Source organism: Bacteroides sp. 41_26 (assembly GCF_949740115.1).
GTDB lineage: Bacteria > Bacteroidota > Bacteroidia > Bacteroidales > Bacteroidaceae > Bacteroides > Bacteroides nordii.
On the sequence record NZ_CATJGZ010000131.1, the window covers coordinates 1 to 16,005 of the forward strand.

The window sequence follows — 16,005 nt, forward strand, 5'->3', positions numbered from 1 at the left end:
TTTAAAATCTAAACTATACCTACAACGAGGAAATACTTTACTTGCCATATGAATTTTTATAATGTTAAAACGGTGTAAAGTAAATCTGTATTAAGTCAACTTTATCTATTTCAATTTTTATTTCCTTTTTTTGCTAAAAAAGCGAAGATATGCTGCACCTTGGCATAAAAAATGAACGAGTTCATTTTATTCTACTCTCGGTTTGCATTATCTTTGCAAAAAAATAGAGGTATCAGTCTTACAATCCTCATGATGAAAAGAATAAAAATAATATTGATATTGTTCCTTCTGTGCCTGGCTACAAATGGCAAAGGAACACCGGATAATAACGCGGATTCCATTCGTCTCAGTTTGCTGACATGTGCTCCCGGAGAAGAGATCTATTCTTATTTCGGACATACTGCCATCCGTTATGAAGAGCCATCTAAAGGCATTGATTGGGTATTCAATTACGGAATATTCAACTTCGGCGCACCTAATTTTATTTTTCGCTTTGCGCTGGGACAGACTGATTACATTCTCGGAGGGATGAACTATGACCGGTTCGCAGCCGAATACATCTTCGATGAACGTAGTGTATGGCAACAAACACTCAACCTGACTCCGGAAGAAAAACAAAAACTCCTTGCGCTACTGATAGAAAACAGCCGACCGGAAAACCGGGTGTACCGGTATAACTTTTTCTACGATAACTGTGCTACCCGCCCACGGGATAAAATAGAAGAAAGTATACAGGGAAAAGTGATTTACAACTATCCGGAGAAAGACGGCACGAAATCATTCCGCGACATTGTACACCAATATACCAACGGGCATCCATGGGCACAATTCGGTATTGACTTTTGCATCGGAAGCGAAGCAGACCGCCCCATTACAAGCCGACAAATGATGTTTGCCCCGTTTTATCTGAAAAATGCATTTGAAACAGCAAAAATCACGAATAATAGGAATGAAAAGCCACTGGTGGCAGATACAGAACTAATTATCAATTGTGAAGACGATAATTCATCACCTGCCCAAATAAGTATCGCGGATATATTCACCCCAATGAGATCGGCACTGCTTCTGTTTATCGTTGTAGCAGGTGCCAGCATCTATGGTATCCGAAAGAAAAGAGGACTTTGGGGAATTGATCTCATATTGTTTGGCGTAGCAGGCATTGCCGGTTGTATTATTGCATTCCTCGCTCTGTTTTCAGAACATCCTGCTGTCAGTTCCAATTATCTGCTTTTTGTATTCCATCCGGGAGAGCTTATCTTTCTGCCAATCATTGTAAATGCTGCCAGAAAAGGACGAAAATGTTGGTACCACATGCTAAACTGTATTGTTTTAACACTTTTTATACTGCTTTTTCCGGTAATACCGCAAAGAATTGATTTAGCTGTCGTACCTTTGGCACTCAGTTTGTTGATACGTTCAGCAAGCAATCTTATTTTGACTTATAAAAAAACGAAATGAAAGGATTACTGACTTCCATACTTACTGTACTTACCATTACCGGGCTACAGGCTCAGCCGTTACCTGCTACTCCAAAACTGGTGATAGGCCTGACCATCGATCAGCTGCGTACAGACTATCTGGAAGCTTTCTCCTCCCTATATGGCGAAAAAGGATTCAAAAGACTCTGGAAAGAAGGCAAAGTATTTCGTAATACGGAATATAATTTCAGCAAAGTAGACCGCGCCTCGGCTATAGCTGCCATTTATACCGGAACAACGCCTTCTATGAACGGAATTACCGCCAATCAATGGCTGGATATTTCGACACTACGCCCTATTAACTGTGTGGACGATCCGGCGTTTATGGGAAACTACACAGACGAAAGTAGCTCTCCTGCCCTATTGCTCACTTCCACTATCGCCGATGAACTTAAAATAGCTACACGCAACAAAGGGCTGGTATACGCTATTGCCCCTTTCCGTGATGCTGCCATATTTGCAGCAGGACATGCCGGTAACGGTGCTTTCTGGCTGAATAGCAATACCGGAAAATGGTGTAGCACCACTTATTATACAGAATTTCCCTGGTGGGTTAGCCAATATAATGATCGTCAGGCTGTTGATTTCCGTATCGGAGATATGACATGGACACCGGTTCATCCCATGGAGAAATATATTTACCTGCCGGAATGGAGAGACACCCCTTTCAAATATAAATTTGATGATGACCGGAGAAATAAGTTCCGCAGACTGATAGCCAGTCCGTTCGTTAATGACGAAGTAAATTTACTGACCGAAGAGTTACTGGATAAGAGTAATATAGGAAAAGATGAAGTACCGGACATGCTTTCGCTAATGTATTATGCCGGTAATTATGCTCATAAAACCTCGCAGGAGTGTGCTATGGAATTGCAGGATACATACGTAAGACTGGACCGCAGTATTGCCCACCTGCTGGATGTGATCGACAAAAAGATCGGACTTCAAAATGTACTTTTCTGCATTACTTCTACCGGATACGTGGACACAGAATCGGCCGATCATGGACTTTACCGCATTCCCGGAGGAGAATTCCACCTGAATCGTTGTGCAGCTCTGCTGAATATGTTTTTGATGGCTACTTACGGCGAAGGGCAATATGTAGAAGCTTATTATGACCAGCAAATATATCTCAATCACAAACTGATAGAGAAAAAACAACTCGATCTTTCTGAAATACAGAATAAAGCAGCCGACTTCCTGATGCAATTTAGTGGCGTAAACGAAGCATATTCGGCACAACGCCTGCTATTAGGCTCATGGACACCGGAAATAGACCTGATACGCAACGGATTTCACCGCAAACGTTCGGGAGACCTGCTCATTGAAGTGCTTCCGGGATGGACAATTGTCAATGAATCCAACCCGACGGAAAACAGAATAATCCGTAGTGCACATATCCCGGTACCACTTGTGTTTTTTGGTAACTCGGTGAAACCGGAAATTATAGAAATACCTGTAAGTGTAGGCCATATCGCACCAACACTGGCTCATACTATGAGGATACGGGCTCCCAATGCCTGCTCTTCAACTCCACTTACCATACGGTAAAAACACACTTTTTTCAACTTAGTAAATAATAATAAATATAATACACAAATGGGATTTAATGAATTTTTGAGCTCGATTTTCGGAAACAAATCCACACGAGACATGAAAGAAATTCAACCTTGGGTAGACAAAATCAAAGCCGCTTACCCTGAGATTGAAAAATTGGATAATGATGGACTTCGTGCCAAAACACAAGAACTGAAACAATACATTTACAACTCTGCTACCCAGGAACGTGCCAAAGTGGAAGAACTGAAAGCAAGCATTGAGTCAATAGAACTGGAAGATCGTGAAGAGGTATTTGTTCAGATTGATAAACTCGAAAAAGAGATACTCGAAATATATGAAAAAGCACTGGAAGAAGTACTCCCGGTAGCTTTCTCTATTGTAAAAGACACGGCCAGACGTTTCACCGAAAATGAAGAAATTGTGGTAACTGCCACAGACTTTGACCGTACACTGGCCGCAACCAAAGATTTCGTACGCATCGAAGGAGACAAAGCTATCTATCAGAATCACTGGAATGCCGGTGGAAATGATACGGTATGGAATATGATCCATTATGATGTACAGCTTTTTGGTGGTGTAGTACTTCATAAAGGAAAAATTGCTGAAATGGCAACAGGTGAAGGTAAAACCCTGGTGGCTACCCTGCCTGTATTCCTCAATGCGCTGACAGGAAATGGTGTACATGTAGTAACAGTGAATGATTATCTGGCAAAACGTGACTCCGAATGGATGGGACCGCTTTATATGTTCCATGGATTAAGCGTTGATTGTATTGACCGTCATCAGCCAAACTCAGATGCACGCCGTCAGGCTTATCTGGCTGATATCACTTTCGGTACAAATAATGAATTTGGTTTCGACTACCTGCGCGACAATATGGCTATCAGTCCCAAAGACCTTGTACAACGCCAACACAACTATGCTATTGTCGATGAGGTAGACTCGGTATTGATTGATGATGCGCGTACTCCGTTGATTATCTCCGGTCCCGTTCCTAAAGGTGAAGACCAGCTTTTCGAATCTCTTTGCCCATTGGTAGAACGTCTTGTAGAAGCCCAGAAAGTATTGGCTACCAAATATCTGACAGATGCTAAGAGATTAATCGCATCAGATGATAAGAAAGAGGTAGAAGAAGGATTCCTCGCTCTCTTCCGCAGTCATAAGGCATTACCCAAAAACAAAGCATTGATCAAGTTCCTGAGTGAACAGGGTATCAAAGCTGGTATGCTGAAAACAGAAGAGATCTACATGGAACAGAACAATAAACGTATGCATGAGGCTACTGACCCATTGTATTTCGTTATTGAAGAAAAGATGAACAGCGTAGACTTGACGGACAAAGGTGTTGACCTGATCACAGGTAATTCTGACGACCCTACTCTGTTTGTATTGCCGGATATCGCAGCACAGCTCTCTGAACTGGAAAATGAGAAGGATCTGAGCGACGAGCAGAAACTGGAAAAGAAAGATGCCCTGATGACCAACTATGCCATCAAATCGGAACGCGTACACACCATCAATCAGTTGCTGAAAGCATATACCATGTTTGAGAAAGACGACGAATACGTTGTAATTGACGGACAGGTGAAGATTGTTGATGAGCAGACAGGCCGTATCATGGAAGGTCGTCGTTATTCGGACGGACTCCACCAGGCTATCGAAGCTAAAGAACGTGTTAAAGTAGAAGCTGCCACACAAACTTTTGCTACCATCACATTGCAGAACTACTTCCGTATGTATCACAAGCTATCGGGTATGACCGGTACTGCCGAAACAGAAGCAGGTGAACTTTGGGATATCTACAAACTCGATGTAGTGGTTATCCCTACCAACCGCCCTATTGCCCGTAAAGATATGAACGACCGCGTTTATAAAACAAAACGCGAAAAGTATAAAGCCGTCATTGAGGAAATAGAACAACTGGTCAATGCCGGCCGCCCGGTACTGGTAGGTACTACTTCGGTAGAAATCTCCGAAATGCTGAGCAAGATGTTGACCATGCGTAAGATTGAGCACAATGTATTGAACGCGAAGTTACACCAGCGGGAAGCTGACATTGTGGCAAAAGCAGGTTTACAAGGTACGGTGACTATTGCTACCAATATGGCAGGTCGTGGTACCGACATCAAACTGAGTCCGGAAGTTAAGGCTGCCGGTGGTTTGGCTATCATTGGTACAGAACGCCACGAATCCCGCCGTGTAGACCGCCAGTTGCGTGGTCGTGCCGGACGTCAGGGTGATCCGGGTTCTTCTGTATTCTTCGTATCACTGGAAGACGATTTGATGCGCCTCTTCTCTTCCGACCGCATCGCCGGTGTTATGGATAGACTGGGATTCCAGGAAGGAGAAATGATCGAACATAAGATGATTTCAAACTCCATTGAACGCGCACAGAAGAAAGTGGAAGAAAATAACTTCGGTATCCGTAAACGTTTGCTGGAATATGATGACGTAATGAACAAGCAACGTACAGTTGTTTATACGAAACGTCGCCATGCGTTAATGGGCGAACGTATCGGTATGGACATTGTAAATATGATCTGGGACCGTTGTGCAGCAGCCATTGAAAACAATGCAGAATATGAAAACTGTAAGTTTGACCTTCTTCAGACATTGGCTATGGATGCTCCTTTCACAGAAGAAGAATTCCGTAGTGAGAAGAAAGAAAAGCTGGCAGAAAGAACTTTTGATGAAGCAATGGCTAACTTCAAACGTAAAAGTGAACGTCTGGCACAAATAGCAAATCCTGTAATCAAACAGGTATATGAGAACCAGGGACATATGTACGAAAACATTCTGATTCCTATCACGGACGGAAAACGTATGTACAACATCTCCTGCAATCTGAAAGCTGCTTACGAAAGCGAGTCTAAAGAGGTAGTGAAATCATTCGAGAAATCAATCCTGCTTCATGTAATTGACGAAGCATGGAAAGAAAATCTTCGTGAACTGGATGAATTGAAACATTCAGTACAAAATGCAAGCTACGAACAGAAAGATCCGTTATTGATCTATAAACTGGAATCAGTGAACTTGTTTGATACTATGGTAAACAAGATCAATAACCAGACTGTATCTATCCTGATGCGCGGACAAATCCCGGTACAGGAAGCTCCCGAACAGGCACAACGTGTAGAAGTGCGTGAAGCAGCTCCCGAACGTCGCCAGGATTTAAGTAAATATCGTGAACAGAAACAAGACCTGAACGATCCGAATCAACAGGCTGCTGCACAGCAGGATACCCGCGAAGCTGTAAAGCGTGAGCCCCTACGTGCAGAAAAGACAGTAGGACGTAACGATCCATGTCCTTGCGGTAGCGGTAAAAAATACAAAAATTGCCACGGAAGGGCGTAAGATTCAGTAGTTAGTAAATAAGTCAGTAGTTAGAATCTATGCAGCATGTAAGCGTTATCATGCCGAAGGCATTCCAACTACTAATTACCGGCTTCTGACTTCTTCCCCATTTACTACTAAAAAAGTTCAAAACAATTAAATATTGTTTTGAACTTTTTTTTATTCATACAAAATCGTACTTTTGCTGAAAAAGAAAGCAAAACTATGGCAAAATACTCATTCACGCTATTGTTACTCTTCTGTCTGGCATTCAGTTCTTGCCAAACAATAGAGCAAATCCCTATCGAATATATGATGCCTGCGGAAATAAACTTTCCTCCCGAACTGCGTCGGGTCGCGATTGTCAATAATACCAGTAGCGTGCCTGACAATAAATGGATAGAATCGGACAGATCACGGAAAGACGATGAGATAGCCCGTGCCGTTGCTTACAACAATGGAGATGCCAAAATAGCGGCCGAATCATTGGCTGAAGGTATAGCAAACCAAAACTATTTTGATGAAGTAATCATTTGTGACTCTGCTCTGCGTGCTAATGATAAATTTGCACGTGAAGAAACACTTACTCGGGAAGAAGTAAAGGACCTGACAGAAAGTCTGGATGTTGACTTTTTGATCTCACTGGAAAACCTTCAGCTAAAAGCGACCAAAACGATTCGTTATATTCCTGATTGGAGTTGTTATTATGGTAGTGTAGATGTGAAAGTGTATCCTACGATTAGAATCTATATTCCCCAACGTAAAAATCCGATGTTGACCGTCGCTCCCAATGACAGTATTTTCTGGGAAGAGTTTGGCAACACAAGTTCGTACGTACAGACTCACCTTATCCAGGATTCTCAGATACAACAAGAAGCCTCGGAGTTTGCCGGTACAATTCCAGTAAAGCACCTCCTTCCCTACTGGACATCAGCCACCCGCAATCTCTACAACAATGGTTCCGTAAACATGCGTGACGCTGCCATATACGTCCGTGAGAACTCATGGGACAAGGCCTTCAAACTTTGGGAACAAACTTTCAATACAGCGAAAAGTGATAAAAAGAAAATGCAGTCTGCATACAATATTGCTGTTTACTACGAAATAAAAGATGAACTGGAACAAGCCGAAACATGGGCACTAAAAGCTCAAGAATTAGCTTATAAAATAGATAAAATAGACCAAAGAAACAAAGACAATGTAGACATATCCGAAATACCGAATTACGTAATGACCAGCCTTTATGTGGTAGAGTTACAGAAACGGACAGCCGGATTGTCATCATTAAATATGCAAATGAACCGATTTAATGATGATTTTTAATCAAAATATAGTCGGATTTGCATTTTTTTTATACCTTTGATCTAAATAAAAGGAGGAAAACCAATGAAACTGAGTCAACAATCACAATCTGTAATCGAATCGGCTATACGAAAAGCAGTCGCAAAGTTTACTTGCGGCTGCGAACAAACAATCGTTACAGATATTCACATACAGCCGAATCAGAATTCCGGCGAACTATCCATCTTCGATGACGAAGATGACGAATTGGTCAATGTGACCATTGACGAATGGTCTGCATATGAAAGTGATGATTTTTATGAGAATGCCGAACGTGTCCTCCGCCCTATTCTTTGCCGAATGAAGGACAATGGAGATTTTGATAAGCTAACAATCCTCAAACCTTACTCTTTTGTTTTAGTAGACGAAGACAGAGAAACAGTAGCCGAATTACTTCTGATAGATGATGATACACTGCTTGTAAATGACGAACTATTAAAAGGTCTGGATGAAGAATTGGATACTTTTCTGAAAGAATTACTTGAAAAATAATAAAAGCTTCCTTTACCGACAGGAAAAAAAGAATTATTCTTGTCGATAAGGAAGAGTAAACCAAAATACAGAGCCTTTATCTGGTGTTGAGTCGACTCCTATTTTTCCGCCCATTTTTTCAATTATCATTTTACAGATAGATAATCCTAATCCTGTACCCTGAATAAATGAGTTGTATTTCACAAATCGCTCAAATACATGTTGACACTGTTCATCAGACATACCACATCCGGTATCAGAAACATAGAAATAAATTGTATGTTTATCTTTCAAACGATACCCCATTGTGATCGTCCCGCTTTCCGTGAATTTAATAGCATTCGTCAGAAAATTGGTTATTACTTGTATCAACCTGTTCCGGTCAGCATATAATACACATTGCGGGAGGCGTTCTTCAAAAATGAGATCCATTTTTTTATTCTTAATTCTCAAACGGATACTTTGTTCTATTTCATCCAGTATCGAATTGACATCCACATACGTTTCATGAAAATCATATGTACCGGCCTCTATCTTCGCCATATCCAGAATATCACTAATCAACTGAAGAAGTAAATTTGTATTATTCTCAATAATACAAACATACTCCTCCATCTCTTCTTTTTCCTCAACATGAGGCAACATATTAGAAAAACCCACAATGGCATTCAGAGGTGTACGAATCTCGTGACTCATATTAGCAAGGAAAGCTGATTTTAACTGATTGGCTACTTCAGCCTGTTCTTTTGCCTCTTTCAGACGACCATATGCCTTTTTAAGAATAGAAATATAATAAATAACAGCAATCACTATTACCAGAAGAGAAATACCCGCCCAAAGTAACTGCTTCTCATACTGCTCCAGAAAAGGGGCTGGTTTGTTCACATAAGTCACGTCTTTCGGATAAAGGGATTCGGGGATACCATGCTCTTGTAACACCGGATAACAGAGAGTAGCAGAAGGTATGCCCCCATCCGTTCCGGGAATATCACAGGGAGATTCTCCATCCAATACACGATAGATCACAGAAAGTAATGAATTTCCAAAAGATTCGGAAGAAACATAATAACCACCTGCAAAAGTATCTTTGGATAAATCCTCGGCAGCAAGCAAAAACAGAGGAGTATGAACAAAATTATGAATAATGTCCTGTAAATGATCAAAAAGATAGTTATTATCATTCCGGTTGTGAGATTCGAACCAGGAATAGTAGATAAGGCCGGTAGTATGATCATAACTACGCAGTGTATCCAGCAGCATCTCAGTGGAAAGAAAAGTCGTAGACAGCTGATGAAGTTCCTGATCCGGAAAGAAATTCGCCACAGCATTCTCTACGTCCGAACAAGCCATCTTACTAATATAACGATCGTCTGAAATAAAAGCAATACGCTTCATTTCAGGCATTATCTTCCGCATTAACTCTATCGTTTCTTTGACATAATAAACCTGACGCAAAAAAGTGACATTGTATCCCTTCCGCCAGACATCCGCCGAAACAGAGTTGGCTGCAGTCAATGGTTCGTGAGACAAAAGTACTTCGAGCGTAGCCGGCAAATATTCACGGGAATTGGTTATAATTACAGGAACATCTTTCCATATTCCATCAAAAAGTTCCCGGCATACAATCCAGCCCGGATCACCTATCATGACTATTAACTTTGGAGGAAGCGGATATTTTTCTTTCAAATGCAACAATACCGCATCTACTTCACTTTGGTCTCTCAGAGCAGGTACTGATAACGACTCGGCTTTTACATCGAACCCTTTCCGCTCCAAGTCTTCACTGGCATGCCAGTACATAGCCTTTGCCCAGGGAAGATTAAAATTTATTGAATTCAAAAATAAAATCTCATCTCCATTGTTGCCATGAGCAAATATAGAAGAGCTTGTGCCGCATAGTAGTAAAGCAATAAAAGACAATAATAGAGTTGCCTGTTTCATTTGTTTGTTGTTTTTATTACAGAGGCAAAGGTAAAATTTATTTTGATAAAAAAAAGAAAGGCATCCCAATATTTTGGAATGCCTTTCTACTTCTATAAAATCGGTTTATGCTTTCTTTACCTGAATGCTTAGACATGTTTAATGGATTTCAAAAGACCAAGTATAAATCTCATTAACTGTAAATGTAATCCAAACCAGTTTATATTTCAGCAATTATATACAGAAAAGGAGAATTTTCTATCAGAACTTTGCCTATTTATAAAATAAATGGAGTATTATTTTCAATAATCAAACATTTGATCATAAATTATTTTTATTCATTTCACATAATAGAAATAAAAATAATACATTTGCACACTACATCTATTATTTGATAATTTATAGAAAATATAATTCGCATAAAAGTAGCTCCGGATATTGACAGATGTACATTATTGAATAAAAATAAGTAATCTATGGTCACACAAAGCGAACAAGCATTGGAGAATGGATTGATAAAGACATTACAAGACAATGCCTACGAATATGTCATTCTCAAAGAAGAAGACAATTTGAAACAAAATTTCAAAGTTCAGCTTGAAAAACACAATCAAAAAGAACTTCAACGCCATAACAAGACAGTATTTACTGATGCTGAATTCGACCGCATTCTTCTTTATTTGGAAGGTGGTACACGTTTTGAAAAAGCGAAAAAATTACGAGATATCTACACACTCAATACAGACGATGGGCAACATATCTGGGTAGAATTCCTCAATAAACAGAAATGGTGTCAGAATGAGTTTCAAGTATCCAACCAGATAACAGTAGAGGGTAGAAAGAAATGCAGGTATGATGTCACTATCCTAATAAATGGGCTTCCTTTGATACAAATAGAACTGAAAAAGAGAGGTATGGAGCTAAAACAAGCCTATAACCAGATACAACGTTATCACAAGACTTCATTCTGTGGTTTATTCGACTACATTCAGCTATTTGTCATTTCAAATGGAGTAGATACTCGTTACTTTGCCAACAATCCCAATTCGGGTTATAAATTTACTTTCAATTGGACGGATATGGAAAATCATCCGTTTAATGATCTCAGCCAGTTTGCCATTTTTTTCTTTGATAAATGTACGTTGGGAAAGATTATTAGCAAGTATATTGTACTGCACGAAGGAGACAAATGCTTGATGGTACTTCGGCCTTATCAGTATTACGCTGTTGAAAAAATTATCGACCGTGTACAAAACACGAATAAAAATGGCTATATATGGCACACAACGGGGGCAGGAAAAACTTTAACATCATTCAAAGCGGCTCAATTAGCATCTGAAATAGATGGAATAGACAAAGTAATGTTTGTGGTGGATAGACACGACTTAGACACACAAACACAATCGGAATATGAATCGTTTGAACCAGGAGCAGTTGACAACACCGACGATACCCGTGAATTGATAAAAAGATTAAGCGGAAGCTCAAAAATTATCATTACCACCATTCAAAAGCTGAATTGTGCCGTCACCAAGGATTATTACAATAAATATTTGCAGGAAGTAAGGAAGCAGAACATAGTGATGATATTCGATGAGTGTCACCGAAGTCACTTCGGTGATTGCCACAAAAATATTGTGAAATTCTTCAATCATTTGCAAATATTCGGATTCACAGGAACACCCATCTTTAAGGAAAATGCCAAACAGGGGCACACTACAGCAGAAATCTTCGGCAACTGCTTGCATAAGTATCTCATAAAAGATGCCATTGCCGATGAAAATGTATTAGGTTTCCTGGTGGAATATTATGAAGTACAAGGCAGTACAGTAGATATTACAAACAAAAATAGAATGAGAGAGATTGCTCAATTTATTCTAAATAATTATAACAAATCTACTTTTGAAGGAGAATATGATGCCCTCTTTGCTGTTCAGTCCGTACCTATGCTATTGCAATATTACAAGATATTCAAAGAGCTAAAACCGAAAATAAAAATTGGTGCAGTTTTTACTTATGCCGACAATGGTGACCAAGACGATGACTTAACAGGCATGAACCAAAATTTTAGCAATCAGAAAGTAGATGCCGATGAGCTGCAAGACATTATGAACGATTATAATGAAATGTATGGTACAGCCTTCGGCACAGACAACTTTCGAGCCTATTATGACGATATCAACCTGCGTTTGAAAAAGAAACGGGCAGATATGGAATCTTTGGATTTATGTTTGGTAGTAGGCATGTTTCTAACCGGTTTTGACTCAAAAAAGCTCAATACACTCTATGTGGATAAAAATATGGAATACCACGGACTATTGCAAGCCTTTAGCCGAACCAACCGCATACTGAACGAGAAAAAGCGATTTGGCAAAATCGTCTGCTTTCGCAACTTGAAAAGTAATGTGGATAAGTCTATCAAGCTATTCAGCAACAACTGTCCCAACGAAATCATTATTCGTGAACCTTTTGACAAGGTAAAGAAAGAGTTAAATCTCAAAATGATTTCATTCCTGAAGAAGTATCCCGCCCCATTTTATGTAGATGCATTACAAAGTGAATACGATAAACGAGAGTTTATACTGGCATTCCGGGATATTATTAAAAAGAAAATTGAGGTGCAAATTTATGAAGAATATCAAAAGGATGATCCATATTTCTTAATGTCGGAGCAGGAGTATATGGATTTCAGAAGCAAATATTTGGACATAGCTATTGGTAATATAAAAGAAGAGATTATAGGAGGAGTGGCTGCCGAACCCGAAATTCCTTATGCTGAGCCCAAAACAATGGAAGATATTGATTTCTGTCTGGAATTACTTCACAGCGATATCATTAACGTGGCGTACATACTCGAATTGATTGCAAACTTGAATCCTGATGAAAATGATTATAAAGAAAAGCGCCAAAGCATCATCGACACAATGATAAAAGACCCTGCTATGCGCAATAAAGCCAAATTGATAGATGAATTCATACAACAAAATGTGGACGAAGATAAGGAAGGCTTTAAAGATGCAAAAGCCGATGAAAAAATAGATTTGGAAGCCAAACTGAGCCAATATATAACCAAAGCACGACAAAAAGCTGTCAAACAGCTTTCTGAGGAAGAAGGCATCAATATAGAATCCTTAATGTCTTTCCTTGCAGAATATGATTACTTACAACGCGAAAAGCCCGAAATCATTCAGGAAGCGATTGAGCAGAAGAAAGTAGGATTTAAAGAGAAACGTCATTTACTTAAACATATAATGGGCAGATTACATGCTATTATTGAGATGTTTAGTTGGGAATAAAAGAAAGAATAAAATATATGAGCGAAGAATTACAGCAAAAACTGCGTAACCAACTGTGGATGGTTGCCAATACATTGAGGGGAAATATGTCGGCAAGCGACTTTATGTATTTCTCTCTTGGTTTCATCTTCTACAAGTACTTATCCGAAAAAATAGAACGACATGTTAACAATGAATTACGAATAGACGAAATAAGCTTTCAACAGGCTTGGGCATCAAACGACGAAGAACTGAAAAAAGAGATCAAAGAGTCTTGTATTCAGGACCTTGGTTATTTTGTAGAGCCTGAATTTCTATACTCTACTGTTATAGCCCTAATAAGAAAAAAAGAAAATATTCTTCCTGCATTGGAACGTTCTCTTAAAAAAATAGAGGACAGTACCATCGGTCAAGACAGCGAAGATGATTTTGAAGGTTTGTTTTCCGACCTTGACCTAACCTCTCCCAAATTGGGGAGAACTGTTGAAGATAAAAACCGATTGGTAAGCGATGTACTGATAGCTCTTGATGGTATTGATTTCGGTTTGCAGAAAGCTTCGGATATTGATATTTTGGGCGATGCCTACGAATATATGATTAGTCAATTTGCCGCTGGAGCAGGCAAGAAAGCAGGTGAATTCTACACTCCCCAAGAAGTGAGCCAAATATTAGCCGATATAGTAACTACCGGAAAGACGCGATTGAAATCGGTTTACGACCCTACTTGTGGCAGTGGTTCTCTACTACTTCGTACAGCCAAAAATGGCAATGCTGATACTATTTTCGGTCAAGAGAAGAATCCCACGACCTACAATCTTGCACGAATGAACATGCTTCTGCATAGTGTGAAGTATAACGATTTTGATATTCGTAATGGCGATACCCTTGAGTCTGATGAATTTGAAGAACTGCAGTTTGATGCCGTGGTGGCCAATCCTCCATTTTCTGCCGATTGGAGTGCTGCCGACAAATTCAACAATGACGACCGTTTCAGTAAAGCAGGTGTACTTGCTCCTAAATCAAAAGCTGACTACGCTTTTATACTCCACATGATCTATCATCTGAACGATGGTGGAACAATGGCTTGCGTAGCTCCCCACGGTGTTTTGTTTCGTGGAGCATCTGAGGGTAAAATCCGTCAATTTCTCATTGAGAAGAAGAACTACATTGATGCTATCATTGGTTTGCCAGCTAATATTTTCTATGGCACAAGTATCCCCACTTGCATTCTTGTAATGAAGAAATGTCGTAAAGAAGATGACAATATTCTCTTTATTGATGCAAGTAAAGAATTTGAAAAGATAAAAACACAAAACAAACTTCGTCCAGGACACATCCGTAAAATTATTGAAACCTATCAAAAACGTACGGAAATAGAAAAATACAGCCATCTCGCCACACTCCAAGAGATTCAAGAAAATGATTACAACTTAAACATTCCTCGCTATGTAGATACATTTGAAGAAGAAGAACCTATAGATATCAAGAAGGTTATGGCAGATATTAAAGGCCTGGAAGCCAAACGTACTGAATTGGATAAGGAAATTGAAGTGTATCTGCGAGAATTGGGATTAGTAGAATAGAAACAAGTAGTATCATATCCTACTGTCCGAAGATACTGAACAGTTCGATTGAGATGTAACAAATAAAGGAATATGGATAACCAAGATGAAATCATCTTATACCAACCTGATAAAACGGTTAAAATAGAAGTGCGAATGGAAGATGAAACGGTTTGGCTGACACAAGCACAAATATCGGAGCTCTTTCAACGAGACCGTACCGTCATAACGAGGCATATTAATAACGTATTTAAAGAGCATGAGCTCGACGAAAAAAGCAATGTGCATTTTTTGCACATTGCAAATTCAGATAAACCTATAAAAATGTATAGTCTGGACGTTATTATATCTGTTGGGTATCGCGTTAAGTCTCTTCGTGGAACTCAATTCCGTCAATGGGCAAATAAGGTATTAAAAGACTTTTTACTGAAAGGTTATTCGATAAACAATCGTATGGAACGATTAGAACAACGAGTAGCCCAAACTGAAGATAAAATTGATTTCTTTGTCCGCACTACGTTACCTCCAATTGAAGGAATTTTCTATAATGGACAGATCTTCGATGCGTATAAATTTGTAGCTAATCTAGTAAAGAGTGCCCAAACATCGATTATTCTGATAGACAACTATGTAGATGAGTCAGTACTCACACTCTTGGATAAACGTAACGCAAATGTTACAGCAACAATCTACACACAGCGAATCACAGCACAGTTACAACTGGATATAGATAAACACAATACCCAATATCCCCCGATTCAGGTAGACATATTCAATCTGGCGCACGATCGCTTCTTACTAATAGACGAAAAAGTATATCACCTTGGAGCATCAGTTAAAGATTTAGGTAAAAAATGGTTCGCTTTTGCATTGATGAGTGATATTACCGTTGATGAATTATTGGCAAAAATCAAAGGAGTTATATAATATGACAACAAATAGAGTGCTGAAAAACCTTAATGCAATAGATTGACATTTATAAATAATCAAGATGAAGCATAATACGAACAATAACAAAAAGTTTCCTAATTTGAGATTTAAGGAGTTTGAAGGGGAATGGGAAAA

The 16,005-nt window shown here is 39.4% G+C and carries 9 protein-coding genes; 8 read left to right on the plus strand and 1 reads right to left on the minus strand.

The genetic code is table 11. The features are described from left to right. The first annotated feature begins 249 nt into the window (after nt 1-249). The 5 genes from lnb to QX565_RS19705 all read left to right on the plus strand — a co-directional run bounded on the left by lnb (nt 250) and on the right by QX565_RS19705 (nt 8,204). Entirely contained in the window at nt 250-1,458 is a 1,209-nt protein-coding gene (gene lnb / locus QX565_RS19685; protein ID WP_289294060.1) for a lipoprotein N-acyltransferase Lnb, read from the plus strand. Next, nucleotides 1,455-3,029 (plus strand): alkaline phosphatase family protein, encoded by a 1,575-nt coding sequence (locus QX565_RS19690; protein WP_221651327.1) that lies wholly within the window; start codon nt 1,455-1,457, stop codon nt 3,027-3,029. The genes lnb and QX565_RS19690 overlap by 4 nt, the downstream gene beginning before the upstream one ends. A gap of 48 nt (nt 3,030-3,077) precedes the next feature. Further along, complete coding sequence (gene secA / locus QX565_RS19695; RefSeq protein ID WP_221651328.1) at nt 3,078-6,392, plus strand: preprotein translocase subunit SecA; 3,315 nt, start codon at nt 3,078-3,080, stop codon at nt 6,390-6,392. A gap of 204 nt (nt 6,393-6,596) precedes the next feature. Continuing rightward, complete coding sequence (locus QX565_RS19700) at nt 6,597-7,694, plus strand: DUF6340 family protein (protein ID WP_221651329.1); 1,098 nt, start codon at nt 6,597-6,599, stop codon at nt 7,692-7,694. A 63-nt stretch (nt 7,695-7,757) separates the two neighbouring features. Continuing rightward, nucleotides 7,758-8,204 carry a hypothetical protein gene (locus tag QX565_RS19705; protein ID WP_221651330.1) on the plus strand — a complete coding sequence of 149 codons (447 nt, stop codon included), beginning with the start codon at nt 7,758-7,760 and terminating at the stop codon, nt 8,202-8,204. Between the two features lie 33 nt (nt 8,205-8,237). On the opposite strand, the gene QX565_RS19710 is transcribed toward QX565_RS19705, so the two are convergent. After that, nucleotides 8,238-10,124, minus strand: a complete 1,887-nt coding sequence (locus tag QX565_RS19710) for a sensor histidine kinase (RefSeq protein WP_289294061.1) — start codon at nt 10,122-10,124, stop codon at nt 8,238-8,240. A 455-nt stretch (nt 10,125-10,579) separates the two neighbouring features. Between QX565_RS19710 and QX565_RS19715 the strand changes: the two genes are divergently transcribed. The 3 genes from QX565_RS19715 (at nt 10,580) to QX565_RS19725 (ending at nt 15,867) form a co-directional block, all read left to right on the plus strand. Beyond that, entirely contained in the window at nt 10,580-13,399 is a 2,820-nt protein-coding gene (locus tag QX565_RS19715; RefSeq protein ID WP_289294062.1) for a type I restriction endonuclease subunit R, read from the plus strand. Between the two features lie 17 nt (nt 13,400-13,416). Further along, nucleotides 13,417-14,961, plus strand: a complete 1,545-nt coding sequence (locus tag QX565_RS19720; protein ID WP_221651333.1) for a type I restriction-modification system subunit M — start codon at nt 13,417-13,419, stop codon at nt 14,959-14,961. Nucleotides 14,962-15,033: 72 nt separating this feature from the next. Then, complete coding sequence (locus tag QX565_RS19725) at nt 15,034-15,867, plus strand: RhuM family protein (RefSeq protein ID WP_221651334.1); 834 nt, start codon at nt 15,034-15,036, stop codon at nt 15,865-15,867. Nucleotides 15,868-16,005: the final 138 nt, after the last annotated feature.

What these genes read in the sequence shown, in the direction of transcription:
- QX565_RS19690 (WP_221651327.1), top strand. Translation starts at nt 1,455, where the DNA reads ATGAAAGGATTACTGACTTCCATACTTACTGTACTTACCATTACCGGG.
- QX565_RS19710 (WP_289294061.1), bottom strand. Translation starts at nt 10,124, where the DNA reads ATGAAACAGGCAACTCTATTATTGTCTTTTATTGCTTTACTACTATGC.
- QX565_RS19720 (WP_221651333.1), top strand. Translation starts at nt 13,417, where the DNA reads ATGAGCGAAGAATTACAGCAAAAACTGCGTAACCAACTGTGGATGGTT.
- lnb (WP_289294060.1), top strand. Translation starts at nt 250, where the DNA reads ATGATGAAAAGAATAAAAATAATATTGATATTGTTCCTTCTGTGCCTG.
- QX565_RS19725 (WP_221651334.1), top strand. Translation starts at nt 15,034, where the DNA reads ATGGATAACCAAGATGAAATCATCTTATACCAACCTGATAAAACGGTT.
- QX565_RS19700 (WP_221651329.1), top strand. Translation starts at nt 6,597, where the DNA reads ATGGCAAAATACTCATTCACGCTATTGTTACTCTTCTGTCTGGCATTC.
- QX565_RS19715 (WP_289294062.1), top strand. Translation starts at nt 10,580, where the DNA reads ATGGTCACACAAAGCGAACAAGCATTGGAGAATGGATTGATAAAGACA.
- secA (WP_221651328.1), top strand. Translation starts at nt 3,078, where the DNA reads ATGGGATTTAATGAATTTTTGAGCTCGATTTTCGGAAACAAATCCACA.
- QX565_RS19705 (WP_221651330.1), top strand. Translation starts at nt 7,758, where the DNA reads ATGAAACTGAGTCAACAATCACAATCTGTAATCGAATCGGCTATACGA.